General features: G+C 41.6%; 17 protein-coding genes. 13 read left to right on the forward strand and 4 right to left on the reverse strand.

Annotated features, from left to right (window positions below; genetic code table 11):
* Nucleotides 1–18 precede the first annotated feature (18 nt).
* On the forward strand, nucleotides 19–1662 hold the full coding sequence (locus QPX86_RS02710) for an Ig-like domain-containing protein (protein ID WP_220752108.1): 1644 nt from the start codon (nucleotides 19–21) through the stop codon (nucleotides 1660–1662).
* 383 nt (nucleotides 1663–2045) lie between these two features.
* On the opposite strand, the gene degS is transcribed toward QPX86_RS02710, so the two are convergent.
* Nucleotides 2046–3128 carry an outer membrane-stress sensor serine endopeptidase DegS gene (gene degS / locus QPX86_RS02715; RefSeq protein ID WP_220752110.1) on the reverse strand — a complete coding sequence of 361 codons (1083 nt, stop codon included), beginning with the start codon at nucleotides 3126–3128 and terminating at the stop codon, nucleotides 2046–2048.
* 118 nt (nucleotides 3129–3246) lie between these two features.
* A complete protein-coding gene (locus QPX86_RS02720) occupies nucleotides 3247–4599 on the reverse strand; it encodes a DegQ family serine endoprotease (RefSeq protein ID WP_220752111.1) in 1353 nt (450 codons plus the stop codon).
* Nucleotides 4600–4835: 236 nt separating this feature from the next.
* Here QPX86_RS02720 and zapE point away from each other — a divergent pair, with 236 nt between their 5' ends.
* From zapE to rlmB, 8 genes are all read left to right on the forward strand, one after another.
* On the forward strand, nucleotides 4836–5948 hold the full coding sequence (gene zapE, locus QPX86_RS02725; protein WP_220752113.1) for a cell division protein ZapE: 1113 nt from the start codon (nucleotides 4836–4838) through the stop codon (nucleotides 5946–5948).
* 350 nt (nucleotides 5949–6298) lie between these two features.
* Nucleotides 6299–6730 carry a 50S ribosomal protein L13 gene (gene rplM / locus QPX86_RS02730; protein ID WP_055023464.1) on the forward strand — a complete coding sequence of 144 codons (432 nt, stop codon included), beginning with the start codon at nucleotides 6299–6301 and terminating at the stop codon, nucleotides 6728–6730.
* 15 nt (nucleotides 6731–6745) lie between these two features.
* Complete coding sequence (gene rpsI / locus QPX86_RS02735; RefSeq protein WP_102528011.1) at nucleotides 6746–7138, forward strand: 30S ribosomal protein S9; 393 nt, start codon at nucleotides 6746–6748, stop codon at nucleotides 7136–7138.
* A 157-nt stretch (nucleotides 7139–7295) separates the two neighbouring features.
* The gene (locus QPX86_RS02740; RefSeq protein ID WP_220752114.1) at nucleotides 7296–7484 is read left to right on the forward strand and encodes a DUF2065 domain-containing protein; all 189 of its coding nucleotides are present in this window, start codon (nucleotides 7296–7298) and stop codon (nucleotides 7482–7484) included.
* A 67-nt stretch (nucleotides 7485–7551) separates the two neighbouring features.
* Nucleotides 7552–8847 carry an adenylosuccinate synthase gene (locus tag QPX86_RS02745; protein WP_220752116.1) on the forward strand — a complete coding sequence of 432 codons (1296 nt, stop codon included), beginning with the start codon at nucleotides 7552–7554 and terminating at the stop codon, nucleotides 8845–8847.
* 239 nt (nucleotides 8848–9086) lie between these two features.
* A complete protein-coding gene (locus QPX86_RS02750) occupies nucleotides 9087–9698 on the forward strand; it encodes a tetratricopeptide repeat protein (protein WP_220752118.1) in 612 nt (203 codons plus the stop codon).
* Between the two features lie 42 nt (nucleotides 9699–9740).
* Entirely contained in the window at nucleotides 9741–12236 is a 2496-nt protein-coding gene (rnr, locus tag QPX86_RS02755) for a ribonuclease R (RefSeq protein WP_285164060.1), read from the forward strand.
* Between the two features lie 4 nt (nucleotides 12237–12240).
* Nucleotides 12241–12987, forward strand: coding sequence for a 23S rRNA (guanosine(2251)-2'-O)-methyltransferase RlmB (rlmB, locus tag QPX86_RS02760; protein WP_220752122.1), 747 nt, complete (start codon nucleotides 12241–12243; stop codon nucleotides 12985–12987).
* 90 nt (nucleotides 12988–13077) lie between these two features.
* Here rlmB and QPX86_RS02765 read toward each other — a convergent pair whose 3' ends face one another.
* The gene (locus QPX86_RS02765; protein WP_220752124.1) at nucleotides 13078–13821 is read right to left on the reverse strand and encodes a DUF481 domain-containing protein; all 744 of its coding nucleotides are present in this window, start codon (nucleotides 13819–13821) and stop codon (nucleotides 13078–13080) included.
* Between the two features lie 339 nt (nucleotides 13822–14160).
* Between QPX86_RS02765 and rpsF the strand changes: the two genes are divergently transcribed.
* From rpsF to rplI, 4 genes are read left to right on the forward strand one after another with little or no spacing between them, the layout of a single operon-like run.
* Entirely contained in the window at nucleotides 14161–14565 is a 405-nt protein-coding gene (gene rpsF, locus QPX86_RS02770; protein WP_220752126.1) for a 30S ribosomal protein S6, read from the forward strand.
* A gap of 7 nt (nucleotides 14566–14572) precedes the next feature.
* The gene (priB, locus tag QPX86_RS02775; RefSeq protein WP_102528004.1) at nucleotides 14573–14875 is read left to right on the forward strand and encodes a primosomal replication protein N; all 303 of its coding nucleotides are present in this window, start codon (nucleotides 14573–14575) and stop codon (nucleotides 14873–14875) included.
* Between the two features lie 12 nt (nucleotides 14876–14887).
* The gene (rpsR, locus tag QPX86_RS02780; protein ID WP_055023454.1) at nucleotides 14888–15115 is read left to right on the forward strand and encodes a 30S ribosomal protein S18; all 228 of its coding nucleotides are present in this window, start codon (nucleotides 14888–14890) and stop codon (nucleotides 15113–15115) included.
* 28 nt (nucleotides 15116–15143) lie between these two features.
* Entirely contained in the window at nucleotides 15144–15596 is a 453-nt protein-coding gene (gene rplI, locus QPX86_RS02785) for a 50S ribosomal protein L9 (RefSeq protein WP_220752128.1), read from the forward strand.
* A gap of 143 nt (nucleotides 15597–15739) precedes the next feature.
* Here the strand turns inward: rplI and QPX86_RS02790 are convergent, their stop codons facing one another.
* Nucleotides 15740–17938, reverse strand: a complete 2199-nt coding sequence (locus QPX86_RS02790) for a S46 family peptidase (RefSeq protein WP_285164065.1) — start codon at nucleotides 17936–17938, stop codon at nucleotides 15740–15742.
* Nucleotides 17939–18051: the final 113 nt, after the last annotated feature.

Below are 18051 nucleotides of genomic sequence, written 5' to 3' on the forward strand. Positions count from 1 at the left end.
CCATTTAGAGGATGAATAATGAATACACATATTCCAAGTAAAACACTGTTGCTAGCAAGCATGGTTACCATGCTATGTGCTTGTGGTAGTGACGATTCAGATGATAAACCTGTCACACCACCCAATAATACTCCGCCAGTAGCAGAAAATGCACTGCGAATTACAGATGCTAACCGTACGTTGATCATTAATCCTATGCTACATGCCTCTGATGCAGATGAAGGGGATGTACTTAGTTTGGTATCTGCGATCGCGGATAAAGGAGAACTCAGCTTACTCGATGACAACTTGATTCAAATTAATCCTGAGTTTCAAGCGGGTGAGATTACTATTACCTATACCGTGACAGATGGCATTGATGAAGCCACTGCCGAAATCATCGTTACTGCTAACGAGGCGATGTATGTAGGTACTCAACGTTGTTTAGATTGTCATGGTGAAGGCAGTCCATTTAATGATATTTCTAGTCATCAACTTCATGGCCATAACTTTAAGATAAGTAAAATTGCTAATGATGAAACGCCTGCCTTCCCATACTCTAGTGTTGATGGTGCCATTGATAAACTGCTCGCTTCTTCTGAGTCAACTGATAATACGTTAGGTAAACCTGAATCCTATGCCGATGTCACATACACCTCAGGTGGTTTTGCTTGGAAGTATCGTTGGTTAGACAAAGATGGCTATATTCTAACTGGTAGTGAAGCACAATTTAATATTCATGCGGAGGACTTAGGGTTAGATGATCAAGTCATGGTCAACTATAACGGTGGCTCAGTTGATAAACCCTATACCTGTGGTAATTGTCATAACACAGGTTGGAAACCATATTCAGAAGGTTTATATGCGCAAAAGCAGGATGATTTACCAGGAGTACATGGCACATTCTTTGAGGCCGGGGTTCAATGTGAAGCTTGTCATGGTGCAGGTTTAACTCATTCAAATACTGGTAACCCAAGTGATATCGTTCGTAAAGCGACACCGCGAACAACCGCTTCATTAAAGTCTGACACTATGGGTTATGGTGAAGCCATGCACTGTGCTGAGTGTCATACCCGTGATGGCGACCGAAATGCAGGTAATGATTACACTAGTGGATTTAATAAAGCATTTCCTGAAGGCCCAGAGTTTGGTGCTAGAGTTGCTGTAAGAAGTGGCTTACCACGTCATCACCAAGGCCATGATGAGTTTATGGGAATAGATCCAGATAATGGTGACATTATGAGTGCTAAATATAATGCAGGTATGACTTGTAGTACCTGTCATGACAGCCATAAATCAGCTGTTTATCAAGATGAACCTGAGCACATGGGGGCGATAAAAATGGACTGTGCTACTTGTCATGCTGATAAAGTAGAAATGAATGCCGGACATGGCCCTGATGGTTACTTTGCTAAAGAGTGTATCGACTGTCATATGCCTGATGTAGTGAAAAATGCGGTGTCATTTACAAATGATCAAGGAAACAAAGTAGGCGACATTCGGATTCATACTTTCGCTATCGACTTGTATAACGAGAAAGGCCAATTCCAAGATGCTGAAGCTAAAGACACCTTTATGTACCCTTATCTTCAAGATGGTTTTGCATGTGGAGAGTGTCATACACAAGGTTCTAAGTTAGACAGTTTACAAAATAACTATGGTGGCAAAATGCATAAAAACTAGTTAGTTCATATCGCATTAACTTTACTATAGAACATGACTCCAACTCCCCGTAAAGCCCTACCCTGTAGGGCTTTTTTTGTTTTAGATATAGCTATTACTTCTATCTGCTATGCAGTTCATTTTATTAAAGGTATTCACTTGAGCTATGAGTAAACAGTTTGTGCTAAGACTCTTGTTGCCATCATAGAACCACTATTGATGGTTACATCATGTGGTCGAGGTTTTAGTTTATTAGCTTAGAAGTGAAGGTTTAGCTTTAGGAGATAAGGTTGGGTAAGTACGATTTGATTCATTCAGCTTGTCGCTAATAGAGTGATAATAGGTTTAGGCTCTTGCTTAAGGTAGTTTACAGCGACTTCATTCTTGAGTGAAGTCGCCTCTATTTAGATATTTTCTGGTAGCTTTTCGCCGATAACTACCGGAAGTTCAATGGGTTTACCTTCACGAATAATAGTGATATTTACTTTGTTACCAGGAGTCGTTTCAGCGATTCTATCCATCAACATTTCAACGCCAGGTACGCTTTCTTCAGCATATTGAATAATTACATCTCGAGGGCGCAGTGTCGCTTTAGAAGCTGGACCATTAGGATCAACTCCTGTGACTAACACACCTTTAAGATCGGGCAGGTTTAAGATCTGCGCCATAACAGGGCTGAGCGGCTCACCCGAAATACCTAGGGCACCGCGGATAACGCGGCCATTAGTAATTAATTTACCCATAATGCTATGGGCAAGTTTGATTGGAATGGCAAAGTTAATTCCGTGACCACCACCTTCAGCACCAATTTGGAAAGCTGCGGTATTAATACCAATAAGCTCTCCACCTGTATCAATTAAGGCGCCGCCTGAGTTACCCGCATTAATAGCAGCATCGGTTTGTAAAAAGTCGAGATAACCTGAACTTAAACCATTACGGCCTGTAGCACTAATGATGCCTTGGGTAATGGTTTGGCCTAAATTATATGGGTTGCCAATCGCTAACACGACATCACCTACTTGGGCTGGGTTATTTAGGTTTATTGGTACAATAGGGACATTATCCCCATCAATCTCGATTTTAAGTACGGCTAAATCGGTGATTTGATCTGAACCGACAACTTCTGAGGTAAACTTTCTACCATCTTGCAAAGCGATAACAATTTCATCAGCTTTTTTGATCACATGGTAGTTGGTTAAAATGTAGCCCTCTTTACTCATAATAACCCCAGAGCCAAGGCCTTGAAGTGAGCTTGAGTTAAGTGGAGAATTTTGATCTAAACTAAGACTGTAAATATTCACAACAGCAGGTGCTGCTCGTCTAACAGCACTAGCAAATGACAACTCGTTGTTATGTTGAGTGGTAGTGAGGCTATTATTGAAACTATTGTTGTTAGTGATTGAATTAACGAATAAGAATGCCGCAGCCATCACCAAACCAAATACCACAGCCTTACTTAGATAGAGAATAGTGTCTTTGAGATTCATGGGTCGACTACATTAGGAAAGTTAATCAAATATATTATCATGATTAAAAAAATTAAGCATCGTGGCTACACACCACGATGCTTAATTACAGTTTGATAACTAGAGGGTTATTAGCGTGTTATCTCAGTACTAAGTACATCAGTTTGTTATCACGCAACACCTTTAACGCCACAGCGCCCTGTGGGTTCTTAAGTGCTTCTTTTAATGTTTTTAGACTTTTCACTTTACTGCGGTTTAAACCGACGATTAAATCGCCTTTCTCAAGTCCATTTCTTGCTGCTGGAGAACCCTGAGCAACGTCAGTAATTTCGATTCCTTTACGGGTATCGTTAAGCTTCGCACCTTCAAGCATTGGATGAAGCGCATCGTCACCTGCGCCGCTACTAGAGGTTGATTCCCCCAATACTACGTTAGCGGTCTCTTCATCACCGTCACGGATGATGCCTATTTTAACTTTTGCTCCAGCGCCCATCGTGGCAACTTTTGCTCTGAGCTCTTGGAAGTTTTTAATCTTTTTACCATTAACGCTTACAATAATGTCGCCAGCTTCGATACCTGCTTTATCTGCAGCGCTATCTGGCATGACTTCACTGATAAAGCCACCGTGTTGGGTTTCTAAACCAAATGCCTTTGCGAGTTCATTATCTAAATCACGTCCAGTTACTCCTAATACACCGCGTTTAACTTCACCGTGCTCAATAATTTGATTAATCAGGTTATTGACCATATTGGCAGGAATAGCAAAACCAATCCCGACGTTACCGCCACTTGGAGCAACGATTGCAGTATTGATACCTATAAGCTCACCATTTAAATTAACGAGTGCGCCACCAGAATTACCACTATTAATCGCAGCGTCGGTTTGAATAAAGTTTTCCAGCATTTCAATGCCAAGGCCGCTGCGACCTAGTGCACTAACAATTCCTGAAGTTACGGTTTGTCCAAGGCCAAATGGGTTGCCAATAGCCACAGCAAAGTCACCCACTCGAATATCATCTGAGTTAGTTTGTTTAATTGCCGTCAGGTTTTTTGCTTCGATTTGTAATAAAGCAATATCAGATTCAGGATCAGAACCAATCAATTTGGCTTCGATTTCACGGCCGTCATGTAAGCCAATCTTGATTTCGTCAGCACCATTAATGACGTGATTATTGGTAACGATATACCCTTCTTTAGCGTCAATAATCACCCCTGATCCTAAACCGCGAAATGGACGCTCTTGCACTTGCTCTTGCGGTGCATTGGGACCAAAAAAATACTTAAATACGTCTGGGATTTGTTGCTTAGAAACTTGGGTGCCACTCACTGCTACTGACACGACTGCAGGAGTGGTTCTTTCAAGCATAGGTGCAAGGCTTGGTAATGCTTGCCCGTCAACAGCATGGGGAATAGCTGCTTGAGATAAAGCCGGCATTAAAGAGAGTGAGGCTGATAAAATAGCTGCTGAGAGTAATGTTAATTTTGGTTTCATTAATTCTTGCTCCTTGAAAATTAACTCATATCTCTGGCAATACGCTTGAACGGCCGCCTTAGATGAGATTAATCAAATAAACTTACACTAAATATATAACCTCGGAGTCGATGAAGTTTCAATAAGTTCAGCGTTTATTAACAAAGGTTAATTTTTTGTGGTTATAAGCGTTACCTCTATTGTAGCTGCATGCTATGATTGCATCGAATTTTCAGCAGTATAAGAGAGTCGAATCCGTGTCGCAGTTAAGCCCTTGGCAGCATTATCAACAAGATTTAACCCGTGATGGTTTTTCTCACGACTTGGCTCAAGAGCAAGCAGTAAAATCACTACAACGTGTATATGAAGAAATCATAGCTGCTGATATTCAGCCTACTGGTTTTAACAAATTTCTTGGCGCGGTAGGCTTTAAAAAATCGACATCGACAGTGCAAGGTTTGTATTTGTGGGGCGGAGTAGGGCGCGGTAAAACCTATCTCATGGACACCTTTTATGATGCGCTGCCTACAGATAAAAAATTACGTGCCCACTTTCATCGTTTTATGCATCAACTGCATCATGACCTCGGGGAAATGGAAGGGGTTCAAGACCCTTTAATCAGTATTGCTAAGAAAATGGCACAGCAATATAAAATTATCTGTTTTGATGAGTTTTTTGTCTCTGATATCACTGATGCGATGTTACTGGGTACCTTGTTCCAGTACTTATTTAAAGAAGGCGTTGCTTTAGTCGCGACTTCAAACATCATCCCTGACGATTTATATAAAAATGGTCTACAGCGAGCCCGTTTTTTACCTGCCATTAAATTAATCAATGAAAACTGTGAAATTCTAAATGTCGATTCAGGCATTGATTATCGTTTGCGCACACTTGAGCAAGCCGAGATTTATCATTTTCCTTTAGATGAACAGGCAGATACTAATCTACTGACTTACTTTGGCCAATTAGCGCCAGAGTCAGAGGTATTAACCAGCTCTATTGAGATAGAAGGGCGTGAAATCGGCATTCGTCAGCAATCTCAAGGGGTATTGTTAGCTAATTTTAGGGATCTATGCGATGGGCCGCGCTCACAACGTGACTATATGGAAGTGGCTAGGTTATACCACACTGTATTAGTTAGCGGGCTTGAACAAATGGGGTCTTCTACTACAGGTGATGATATTGCGAGACGTTTTCTGGCAATGGTTGATGAGTTTTACGAGCGTAACGTTAAACTGATTATCTCAGCCGAAGTATCGCTGGAAGATATATATACCGATGGTTTATTAAATTTTGAATTCAGGCGTTGTCGTTCAAGGTTGATTGAAATGCAGTCCCATGATTATTTAACCTTAGAGCATTTACCTTAAAGGATGGGCTTAACGCCCTTATAAAAAACGCTTGTACATATATAAGGTAGATATAACGCTTGGTAAATTAAGCTGAATATTTTCTAATCAACTTGTACTTATATATGAGTCTAAAATCAGCGATAAATAAACAAATCACCCGCAGAGGTGATTTTTTTATAATAATGAAAAAATTAGGTGATTTTTAACTCAGCTTTGTCTATAATCCGCCACCTGCCCTCGTTACTCCACCGAATTTGGGTGGACGATTTAAACCAATTTCAGCTCGAAGGGGCTTTGAAATGGTCATTGTGTTGATTGCATGTGCAGTCAGCATTGAGACAGAATTTTAAACATTGGGTTTTTGTAAAATGAAGACTACATTTACTGCTACACCAGAAACAGTCACACGTGACTGGTTCGTCGTTGACGCCGAAGGTAAGACTTTAGGTCGTATCGCTACTGAAATTGCTACTCGTTTACGCGGTAAGCATAAGCCAGAGTATACTCCTCATGTTGATACTGGCGACTACATCATCGTTATTAACGCTGAAAAAGTTGCTGTGACTGGTAACAAAGCTAAAGGCAAAGTTTACTACTCACATTCAGGTTTCATCGGTGGTATTAAGCAGATTACTTTTGAGAAGCTGCAAGATCATAAGCCTGAAATGATTATCGAGAAAGCAGTTAAAGGTATGTTGCCAAAAGGTCCTTTGGGCCGTGCTATGTTCCGTAAACTTAAAGTTTACGCTGGCACTGAACATAACCATGCTGCACAACAACCTCAAGTTCTTGATATCTAATACGGGAGTAAGCTAATGTCTGCAACTCAGTACTACGGCACTGGCCGTCGTAAAACATCAACTGCTCGCGTATTCGCTAAAGCAGGTAGTGGCCAAATCGTTGTTAACCAACGTCCACTTGATGTATATTTTGGTCGTGAAACTGCTCGTATGGTTGTTCGTCAACCACTAGAGCTTGTTGAAATGACTGACAAACTTGACATCTATGTAACTGTTAAAGGCGGTGGAACCACTGGCCAAGCAGGTGCAATTCGTCACGGTATTACTCGTGCATTGCTTCAGTTAGACGAAGCTCTACGTCCTTCTTTACGCGGCGCTGGTTTCGTTACCCGTGATGCTCGTAAAGTTGAGCGTAAGAAAGTTGGTCTACGTAAAGCACGTCGTAAGCCACAATTCTCAAAACGTTAATTCGTTTTCAGAGTTCAAAAAACCCAGCTATATGCTGGGTTTTTTATTGCCTTTTTTTTATCAAATACAGCTATGATACAAAATGATAACGGTGTTGTTTTTGTTGGGTGGCATCATTGTTCTGTTGTTGAGCTAATACAAAATTGTGGGATGAATGATGAATTTTCAAGTATTGATGTTTGCTATTGGTTTGGTTTTGGTTTTAGAAGGTGTTGGACCGTTATTATTTCCCGAGCAGTGGAAAAAATATTTAGCTGATATTTCTACGCAAAATAAGAATGTTCTCAGGAGGTTAGGTGGATCTTTGGTGTCTGCGGGCGTAGTACTATTAATAATTTTCGCATAAAATACTTGCAATATACCCCCAAAAATCTGTTAAAATTCGCCTTTATACCGCAACCTTGCAGCAGACGATGGGCAAAAACGTAGTAGTACTCGGCACTCAATGGGGTGACGAAGGAAAAGGTAAGATTGTCGACCTTCTAACAGAACAGGCAAAATATGTAGTTCGTTACCAAGGCGGCCACAATGCTGGTCATACTCTTGTTATCGACGGCGATAAAACAGTACTTCATTTGATTCCATCAGGGATCTTACGCGACAATGTGAAATGCATTATCGGTAATGGTGTAGTGCTCGCTCCCGATGCTTTGATGAAAGAGATCAACATGCTTAAAGAGCGTGGTGTTCCTGTCGAAGAGCGTCTTCTTATTTCAGAAGCATGTCCTCTAATTCTACCTTTCCATTGTGCTCTTGATGTAGCTCGCGAAAAAGCGCGCGGCAATCAAGCTATCGGTACAACGGGTCGTGGTATTGGTCCAGCTTATGAAGATAAAATTTCTCGTCGTGGTCTTCGCGTAGGTGATTTGTTCAATGCTGAACTTTTCGCTGTTAAGCTTAAAGAAGTGATGAAATATCACAACTTCATGCTTACTGAATACTATGACTGTGAAGCAGTTGATTATCAAAAGACACTTGAAGATGCGTTAGCAATTGCTGATTATCTTAAGAGCATGTGTACTGATGTTACTGAATTACTTGATACTGCCCGTAAAGCGGGTGAGCCTATCTTGTTTGAAGGTGCTCAAGGTACATTACTTGATATCGACCATGGTACATACCCATATGTGACTTCATCAAATACTACAGCAGGTGGCGTAGCTACTGGTTCTGGTTTTGGTCCTCGTCACTTGGATTATGTGTTAGGTATCATGAAAGCTTACACCACTCGCGTAGGTGCAGGTCCATTCCCAACTGAACTTGAGAATGAGATTGGTGACTACTTAGGTCATAAAGGCCAAGAGTTTGGTGCTACCACTGGTCGTAAACGTCGTCCAGGTTGGTTGGATGCTGTGGCAATGCGCCGTGCAGTTCAAATCAACAGTGTAAGCGGCTTCTGTCTAACCAAACTTGACGTTCTAGATGGCCTAGAAGAAGTTAAGATTTGTGTTGGTTACCAGTACCCAGATGGGACTGTTGAAACAGTCACTCCTTTGGCGGCTGAAGGTTACGAGCAGGTAACACCTGTTTTCGAAACTATGCCAGGTTGGAGCGAGACGACATTCGGTGCGACGTCAATTGAGCAACTGCCACAAGCAGCGCTAAATTACATTAAACGCATTGAAGAGTTACTTGAAGCTCCTGTTGATGTTATTTCAACGGGTCCTGACAGAAACGAAACAATCGTATTAGTTAATCCATTTAACTAACACAATTAAGGCCGCTAACTTAGCGGCCTTTTTATTGTGTAGTTAAACCGTTTTCAGATTGAAAATTTAAATCGAACATTCACTGCTTTCCTCCAGTTACCTTCGTCATTTTTCTCCTATCTAATACGTATGCCAGCATTTTCTATTGTGTTGATTAATTGCAGTTTGTGCAGTTAATACTCAAGAATTGAGCTATAATGCCGATGCATTGAGTAACTAAAGTGTCATTGAGAATCGTTATGCTGCGTTTAAGTTTATTAGTATTGTGCTTTATCCCCTATGTTGCTGTAGCTGAAATGGCTTCAGTAGACATTTATAATGATGAGCAGTTACTTAAATTGATCCGAACGAATCAATATTTACAACAAGTTAAAACCGATGACTGCCAGCTAGTGCAAGATATCGAAGCAAGAGCTGAAGTGTTAAAGCAGCCCATGTATCAGTTTTTATGGGGTGAAATGCTTAACCATGGTGTTTGTGTGCCTCAGCACGCATCAAGAGGCATGAAACAAGTACAAATTGCTGCAGAGCAAGGTAGCGCCGAGGCGATGCTAAAACTGGCCGAATATTACTACCACGGCAATTTGGTAGTCAAAGATAAGAATCGTGCAGTGCAGTATGTGATGCCTGCTGCTGCTAATGGTGATGTACCAGCGCGATTAATGTTAGTTCGCCTTTTTGGCGAAGGTTATGGTAGCCCTGTAGATTACAAATTAGGTTACCATTGGTTATATAACAGCGTATTTAATGATGAAGCAACACAGAAAAAAGCGACTTCATTATTGCAGAAATTAGCCGCTAAGATGCCCGCAAGTATTGTCGCGCGAGCACAACAGCCGCAGCTGCACTAAGCGCTAATACTCCGACATTGGAGTAAATTATTTGGAAATTGAATGATCAACGATCCTCATTTTGAGAGAGAGCAAGACAAGTACGAAAACCCAATCCCTAGCCGTGAATATATCTTAGAGTATTTACGCGCTCAGAAATCACCTGTCACCAGAGAACACATTGCAACAGCATTAAAAATGGTCGATGAAGATCATCTTGAGGCGTTAAGAAGACGTTTGCGTGCAATGGAACGTGATGGACAACTGGTTTATACCCGCGGCCATAGCTATGGCTTACCTGAAAAGATGGATTTACTTTCAGGTAGCGTGATTGGTCACCGTGACGGATTCGGATTTTTTAAATCTGACGAAGGTGGTGACGATTTATTTATCAATAACCGTGATATGCAGATGTATTTTCATGGAGACAAAGTCTTAGCACAAAAAGCGGGCTCAGATCGTCGTGGCCGTCGTGAAGCGCGTATTGTCAGATTAGTGCAGCAACGAGTAGCCCCATTAGTTGGCCGCTATCATGTTGATGCGGGTATGGCTTTTGTCATTGCTGACGATAGACGTATTACCCAAGAAATATTAATTGCGAAAGAAGATGCTAACGGCGCTCGCGCTGGTGATGTGGTGGTGGTTGAGTTAACTCGTAGGCCTGGCCGTTTTGTTAAGGCTGCCGCTAAAGTGACAGAAGTGCTTGGTAAAACAATGGCACCTGGCATGGAAATCGAAATTGCACTTCGCAATTACGATTTACCGCATAAATGGTCTTCAGTGATTGAGAAAAAACTTAAACGTATACCTGATGAAGTCCCCGAGTCAGATAAGCAAGGCCGAGTAGATTTAAGACACTTACCTTTGGTAACCATTGATGGCGAAGATGCCCGAGATTTTGATGACGCTGTATATGCAGAAACAAAACCAAGTGGTGGCTGGCGTTTATGGGTGGCTATTGCTGATGTGAGCCATTATGTTCGCACCGATTCTGCTTTAGATGAAGAAGCGCGCGCTCGAGGTAACTCGGTGTACTTTCCTTCGCAAGTTATCCCAATGCTGCCTGAGAAAATTTCGAACGGCTTATGTTCGTTAAACCCGCATGTTGACCGTTTATGTATGGTGGCGGAAATGACGATTTCAGCGGCGGGTAAATTATCAGGTTATAAGTTTTACCCTGCGGTGATGCATTCACATGCTCGGTTTACCTATACCCAAGTCGCAGCAATGCTTGAAGGTGGCGAAATCGCTGCTGAACATGAAAACTTATTTCCGCATCTTCAATGTTTACAATCTTTGTATTTAACTTTGAACGAGCGCCGAGCAGAGCGTGGTGCAATTGCATTTGAAACTGTTGAAACACAGTTCATTTTTAATGAGCAGCGAAAGATTGAAGCTATTGTGCCAAGAAGTCGTAATCAAGCCCATAAAATCATTGAAGAGTGCATGATTTTAGCAAACGTAGCTTCGGCTAAATTTGTTAAAAAGCATAAAGGTGAAGTGCTGTATCGAGTTCATGAAGCCCCATCAGAAACCAAACTAGCTAACTTTAAAGAGTTTTTAGCTGAACGTGGTTTATCAATGAATGGCGGTGATGAACCGACTCCATCAGACTACCAAGATGTCATGCTGAAAATTGCTGACAGACCTGATGCTGAGCTGATTCAAATCATGTTGCTGCGTTCAATGCGTCAAGCGGTTTATAGCCCTGAAGATGATGGTCACTTTGGTTTAGCATTAACCGAGTATTCGCATTTCACATCGCCAATTCGCCGCTATCCTGACTTGGTATTGCACCGTGTGATCCGCTATTTATTAGCAGCGCAAGAGGGCAATATTAAGGATAAATGGACCCCAGAAGGTGGTTATCACTACGACCTTGAAGAGTTGGATAAGTTAGGCGAAGAGTGTTCAACTACTGAGCGCCGCGCCGATGAAGCCACTCGTGATGTAGCAGACTGGCTTAAATGTGAATACATGCAAGATCATGTTGGTGACGACTTTGAAGCCGTTATTGCCTCTGTTACCAGCTTTGGTTTGTTTGTGAGATTAAAAGATCTTTACATCGATGGCTTAGTACACATTTCAAGTCTAGTCAGTGACTACTATCAATTTGATCCGATGCGTCAGCGTTTGATTGGTGAAAACACTAAGAATATTTATCAAGTGGGTGACGAAGTTAGCGTTAAAGTTGCTGCGGTTAATTTGGACGATCGTCAAATAGATCTTATTATGCTGGGCGATCACGGTAATAGTCGTAAAAAGCCGAATCGTAAGCCTTTGACTGCTCGTGAACGAGCTAATCTTGAAGGCGCCAAAGCAGGTGCAAGCAAGTCTGGTGATACGAATCAATCAAGTGGTGATAGTAAAGATGAAAAGGGCGGTGCTAATTCAGGCTTAAAACGTTCAGCTGCTAAGCGTGGCTCTAGTAGTAAAAAGCCTCGCTCAAAAACCAGTGCTAAGAAAAAGAGCACGAGTAAGTCATCCAAAAAACCAGTAAAAAGTTCAGCAGCAACTGCTGCAAACAAACCATCTAAAGCAAAGCGTAAGAGAAAATAAGTAAATGAAAAAACAAGATATCATTTTTGGCATCCATGCTGTTGAAGCTTTGCTACGAAATTCACCTGAGCGTGTGATTGAGTTATGGGTAGTACAGGGGCGTGAAGATGAACGTGTATTGCCATTAATCAATACTGCCAACCAATACGGCGTTTCAGTGCAGCGCTCAGGCCGTAAAGTTCTTGATGACAAATCAGCAAGTAGCCAACATCAAGGTATTGTGGCACGAGTGAAACCAGCCAAAGTACTGACTGAAAATGATTTAGACGTCTTGCTTGAAAAAACAGAGCAGCCGTTTCTGCTTATTCTTGATGGCGTGACAGATCCTCATAATTTAGGCGCATGCTTGCGTAATGCTGATGCTGCAGGTGTTCAAGGGATTATCGTACCAAAAGATAACTCTGTTGGATTAACCGCAACTGTTAGTAAAGTTGCTTGCGGCGCTGCAGAAAGCATTCCATTGTTTCAAGTAACAAACCTTGCACGTACTATGCGTCACATTCAGCAAAAAGGTGTGTGGATAATTGGTGCAGCGGGTGAAGCTGATTGTGAGCTATATCAGGCAGACTTAAAAGGGCCACTTGCGATAGCAATGGGCGCAGAAGACAAAGGTTTACGCCGTTTAACCCGCGAAAGCTGCGATTCAATCGTATCTATCCCAATGGCAGGTAGTGTTTCAAGTTTAAACGTATCAGTTGCGACTGGTATTTGTTTGTTCGAAGCGGTTCGTCAGCGCCAGGTTAAAGCCTAAAGTGTAATGCGATATTAAATAGATATTCTATCTATATTAAAAACGGGCCTAGAGCCCGTTTTTTGTTTTATGAGGTTTGAAAACTACTGATTACTGGAAGGTATAAAGTAAATTAAAGGTAGTAATCGTATCGGTTTTAAAACTGTCCTCTGGCACTACGGCGGTATACTTAACATTAACGCCAATTTTAAATGCCCAATCTTGCAAGAAGGTATTTTTGTAGCTTAAATCCAATGTCAGGGTGTTGTTGTCTTCACCGACTTCAGAGGTTAAGTCCGCATTTAGTGTAGTGTATTCTTGCAGCTTGACGGAATACTTGGCAGCTGTACGTAGGATGATATCTTGGTTAGCGTCAGGGTTTAAATCTGAGTCCGTCGCTTTCGGTAAGTCATAACGATAACCGGGGCCGACTTCCAAACTGAGCTTAGTTTGGTAGTTAGAAATGATATCGAAACCATAACCAGTAGATAAAGTAGATAATTTGGTATAACTACCAAAGTCATCCCAAGTGAATTCCCCACGGCCGAAAATGTAGCCACTTTCAAGCTTGTAACTAGACTGAGCATAGACATCGTACTTTTCAGCGGTTGTCGACTCATCATCAGCGGCATAGTAAACCTTAAAGGTAAACTCTTGCACTGCTTTGTCGGTATCGTACTTTAAATATGTACGGCCATTGAAGTTTTGCGATTGGTTGTTACCGGTATTGAGTTGCATACCAGCTTCAATTTCAGCATTAAAGTCACTTGGAGGCTCTTTGTAGTCTGGTGGCACTAATGCCCATGCAGAAGATGAGGCGAGCAAAGTAGAAGTAAAAATGATGACTTTTTTCATTACGCTTTTCTATGAATTGTTATGAGGAACGCCTGAAATACGGATGAAGCGACATAATACCTGTATTCGAGTTTGCTGCAAAGCAAAGCATCATTAAATCCCTTGGTGTAAGCCTTAAGGCGTTCACTTTTATAGTGTATTTTTGCGCTGTTAATTTAAAAGGCATATGAAGAGTCAGGGGATTAATAACTAATAAGCTTGTGGGTAAAGTATTACTTGAGTTTGGTGTTGTGTTTATGTACTATGTCGCGCTCAAATCAGTCATTTAATTTCGTTCCTTGCCTCCAACTTGGTCTGACTGAGCCACACGTGAGGCTAATTAACCGTAAGGAGCAATAAATGCGTCATTATGAAATCGTATTTATGGTTCACCCAGATCAAAGTGAACAAGTCCCAGGTATGATCGAGCGTTACAGCAGTCTAATCACTGATGCTAACGGTACTATCAGCCGTCTAGAAGATTGGGGTCGTCGTCAATTGGCTTACCCAATTCAAGACCTACATAAAGCTCACTATGTTCTTATGAACGTAGAAGCAACTGCAGAGTCTATCGAAGAGTTAGAAACAGCTTTCCGTTTCAATGACGCTGTTCTGCGTAACATGGTAATGCGCACTAAAACTGCTGTTACTGAAGCTTCTCCAATGGCTAAAGCAAAAGATGAGCGTGATTCACGTCGTGCTCCTACTGCTGCACCAGCTGCTGAAAAAGAAGTTGAAGCAAGCGCTGAAGAATCTGCTGAATAATTAATCTGTGGTTAATCACTTAGTATTGTCGGGAACGATAACTCGTTCTAAGCGGTTTGATAGTCCGAGCGGGATTCCACATAAGGTAATCACGTTAGAGCACAAAGCGCAGCGGTATGAAGGCCAGATGTTGAGAAACGTTTATTGCCTCATCCAAGTCATATTAAGTGGCCAACGTTTTAATAGCGTTACAGAAGAATTAAAAGCAGGCGTGCAGGTCCAAGTTGAAGGGTTTATCTCTATGCAGCAAGGACGAAATGGCCAAAATAAATTGGTTATGCATGCCGAAAATGTCGAATTGAAAACTTAGGAGACTGTCAACATGGCACGTTATTTCCGTCGTCGCAAGTTCTGTCGTTTCACCTCTGAAGGTGTTGCAGAAATTGATTACAAAGATATCGTTACTTTAAAAAACTACGTAACAGAAAGCGGTAAGATTGTTCCTAGCCGTATCACTGGTACTAGTGCTAAATATCAACGCCAACTAGCTCGCGCGATTAAGCGTGCTCGTTATCTTTCTCTACTGCCATACACTGATTTACATCAGTAATCGCAGTATTAATCAGAGGAATTAGATAATGAACGTTATTCTGCTTGATAAAATCGCTAACCTTGGAAACCTAGGTGACCAAGTTTCAGTTAAAGCCGGTTACGCACGTAACTTCCTTTTGCCACAAGGCAAAGCTGTTGTTGCTAATGACGAAAACGTTAAAGTTTTCGAAGCACGTCGCGCTGAATTAGAAGCTAAATTAGCTGCTGAATTAGGTGTTTGTGCTGCACGAGCTGAAAAGCTTGCTGCATTAGACGCAGTTGTTATCGCTTCTAAAGCTGGTGACGAAGGTAAACTATTCGGTTCAGTTGGTACTCGCGACATCGCTGATGCAGTTACTGCTGCTGGCGTTGAGCTTGCTAAAGCTGAAGTACGTCTACCTTTAGGTGCTTTACGCACTTTAGGTGACTTCGAAGTTGAAGTTCAGCTTCACACTGAAGTTAAAGCTGTTGTTAAAGTTTCTGTTGTTGCAGAAGACTAATAGCAAATTGCTTTAAAGAAAACACCGCCAATTGGCGGTGTTTTTTTATGCCTGAAATTTATGTCTGGTATTAAAGATTCAAACATAAAAAAGCCCCGATTAACCACTTAATCGAGGCTGTTGAACTGTGTATTAGCGAGTTATTAGTTTCTTACTAAATCCAACTCTTGGATTAAATTATCTGCATGGTCTACTTTATCCATCATCCACAGAATGTAGCGGAAGTCGACATGAACTGCACGGGTAATGGTTGGATTAAAGAACCAGTCTTTGGTAATTGCTTCGTAAGTTGAGTCGAAATTCAAACCAACCAATTCACCTTTTCCATTAAATACTGGAGAGCCAGAGTTACCGCCAGTCGTGTCTACGCTTGATAAAAAATTAACTGGTACAGAGTTAAACTCTTCAGGTTTGTCTAAGCATGAGAATAAGCTGCAAATCCATGAGCGTGGGTCTTGATAAACAGAAGCAACCGTATGTTTGCCATAGTCTTTAGTCGCGATAGCATCTAACAGCTTCTTAGGGGCATTATATGGTTCTTCACCCGTATGCTTACCTACAATTCCTTCAAGGCGAGTGAATGGTTGCTTGTAAAGCGCATCACGAGATTGATATCCATCTACCATGCCGTAAGTAATGCGTAAGGTGCGGTTAGCGTCCGGGTATACAGGCCAGTCGTTTGCTTTGTAATAAGCAATAATGGCTTTCATATACTCTGGACGTGCTGTTGAAAGCTGTCCTTTTAAAGATTTTTCCGTTTTCTCTTGCGCCATATTGGTATCGTGCAGGGCAACGGCTAAACGAATAAACGGATCTGAACTGGTTTCAAATGCTTGGGCATCTTTATCCATCCAAGCTAAACGCTGTTCTTTATCGGTTAGGTTGGTTAACGCATAATACCCATCAAGTTTTGCAGATAAAGCCTCAGCGTCTGAAATTTTATTGAGTGCTTCATCTAAAATAGCCACTCGCTGATTTTGCGCCATGTAAGCATTCAAGTCTTGAAGCCACAAGGTTTTATCCACTGATACATCAAAGCTGCGCTCTAAGCGTTTAAGGTTAGCCGCAAACATCTTCATGTCGCGTTCTTGGAAACCTTGCTCACGTTTAGCGTCAGGTAATTGTTTCTCTTTAGCTAAGCGATACAGTTTTTTTGCAGCAGAAAGTAGCGAACTAGATTGGGCGTTATTAAAAAAGTAATCCGTTTGAATTTGATTTTGCTGCTTAGCAAGTAGCGCTTCAAGTTCAGTGATTAAGTTTTGATTCGCTTGAGTATCTTTTTTAAGCCAAGCTAAGAAATCATTCTCGCGTGCTTGTTTGATGCCCACAATGTCAGTGGCTTTAAAACCGTCTAATAATCCATTGAGCTTTTTCATGCGGTTAGCCATTGACGCTAAGCTGCCAGCATATTTAATCGCAATAGTATTATTGTCGGCGGCCATTTGATTGATGGTGTCGATTTGAAGTTGGTAGCGATTGGCGTAAGTTGGGTACATCCAATCACTGGCAAACTCTAATTCACTGGTGAGACGATAACGGCTTGTTGAACCAGGGTAGCCTGCGGCAAATACACCGTCGCCAGCTTTAACACCATCGGCATTAATTTTTAAGTAACTTTTAGGCTCGAAAGGGACATTATCTTCAGCGTATCCAGCAGGTTTTCCATCTTTGCCAACATAAGCGCGTAGGAAGGTAAAATCGCCTGAATGACGTGGATATTCATAATTATCAATATCACCACCAAAAGCACCTACACTTTCTGGTGGTGCATACACTAAACGTACATCACGAATAATAAGCTGCTTAATTAAGTAATACTCTAAACCGTTGTGAAAGCTACTCACTGAACAGCGGTAGTTGTCATCGGTTTCACATTCTTTAATTAATGCTTTGCGATTCGATTGGATATCTTCATAACGTGCCAATGGTTCTTCGCTTAAATTGGCATTAACGTTTTTAGTTACATCAGTAACAGCTTCAGTGATGTATAATCGCTCGTTAGGGCCGGCTGAAGGTTCTTCAGCTTTGGTATTAGCAAGAAAGCCTTCTTCTAGGTAATTATGCTCAGTTTTGCTGTTATATTGTATTGCTCGATAGGCACAATGATGATTGGTAACAACTAGCCCTTGGGGCGAAACGAAACTGGCGGTACAATAGCCGAGACCGACAACAGCATTCATTGGATATTGGGTTAAGTCTGCAAGTTGTTTTGCAGGAATTTCGATGCCGCGTTGTGCTAATTTATCTGCGATAGAAGGCATTTGATAGGGTTGCCATTGGCCTTCATCGGCTTGGGCTAGCCCGGAAGACAGCACAAGGGCTGCAACGAGTGCAATACGCATGTTCTTTCCTTAAATATTATTATTGTTAGTCCGCATCAGCGGTTAATGTTGCGCCATTTGTTGCGCAACATGTTTGCATGACCTCGTGTTATACCATATTTTACAAACAGGTT

This window comes from Shewanella goraebulensis, from assembly GCF_030252245.1.
GTDB classification, from domain to species: Bacteria; Pseudomonadota; Gammaproteobacteria; order Enterobacterales; family Shewanellaceae; genus Shewanella; species Shewanella goraebulensis.

Excerpts from the sequence above, each read along its gene's own strand:
- rlmB (WP_220752122.1), top strand. The coding sequence starts at position 12,241 with ATGAAAAAACAAGATATCATTTTTGGCATCCATGCTGTTGAAGCTTTG.
- degS (WP_220752110.1), bottom strand. The coding sequence starts at position 3,128 with ATGAATCTCAAAGACACTATTCTCTATCTAAGTAAGGCTGTGGTATTT.
- QPX86_RS02745 (WP_220752116.1), top strand. The coding sequence starts at position 7,552 with ATGGGCAAAAACGTAGTAGTACTCGGCACTCAATGGGGTGACGAAGGA.
- QPX86_RS02765 (WP_220752124.1), bottom strand. The coding sequence starts at position 13,821 with ATGAAAAAAGTCATCATTTTTACTTCTACTTTGCTCGCCTCATCTTCT.
- QPX86_RS02720 (WP_220752111.1), bottom strand. The coding sequence starts at position 4,599 with ATGAAACCAAAATTAACATTACTCTCAGCAGCTATTTTATCAGCCTCA.
- rpsI (WP_102528011.1), top strand. The coding sequence starts at position 6,746 with ATGTCTGCAACTCAGTACTACGGCACTGGCCGTCGTAAAACATCAACT.
- rnr (WP_285164060.1), top strand. The coding sequence starts at position 9,741 with ATGATCAACGATCCTCATTTTGAGAGAGAGCAAGACAAGTACGAAAAC.
- QPX86_RS02750 (WP_220752118.1), top strand. The coding sequence starts at position 9,087 with ATGCTGCGTTTAAGTTTATTAGTATTGTGCTTTATCCCCTATGTTGCT.
- rplM (WP_055023464.1), top strand. The coding sequence starts at position 6,299 with ATGAAGACTACATTTACTGCTACACCAGAAACAGTCACACGTGACTGG.
- rpsF (WP_220752126.1), top strand. The coding sequence starts at position 14,161 with ATGCGTCATTATGAAATCGTATTTATGGTTCACCCAGATCAAAGTGAA.
- QPX86_RS02710 (WP_220752108.1), top strand. The coding sequence starts at position 19 with ATGAATACACATATTCCAAGTAAAACACTGTTGCTAGCAAGCATGGTT.
- rpsR (WP_055023454.1), top strand. The coding sequence starts at position 14,888 with ATGGCACGTTATTTCCGTCGTCGCAAGTTCTGTCGTTTCACCTCTGAA.
- QPX86_RS02790 (WP_285164065.1), bottom strand. The coding sequence starts at position 17,938 with ATGCGTATTGCACTCGTTGCAGCCCTTGTGCTGTCTTCCGGGCTAGCC.
- rplI (WP_220752128.1), top strand. The coding sequence starts at position 15,144 with ATGAACGTTATTCTGCTTGATAAAATCGCTAACCTTGGAAACCTAGGT.
- QPX86_RS02740 (WP_220752114.1), top strand. The coding sequence starts at position 7,296 with ATGAATTTTCAAGTATTGATGTTTGCTATTGGTTTGGTTTTGGTTTTA.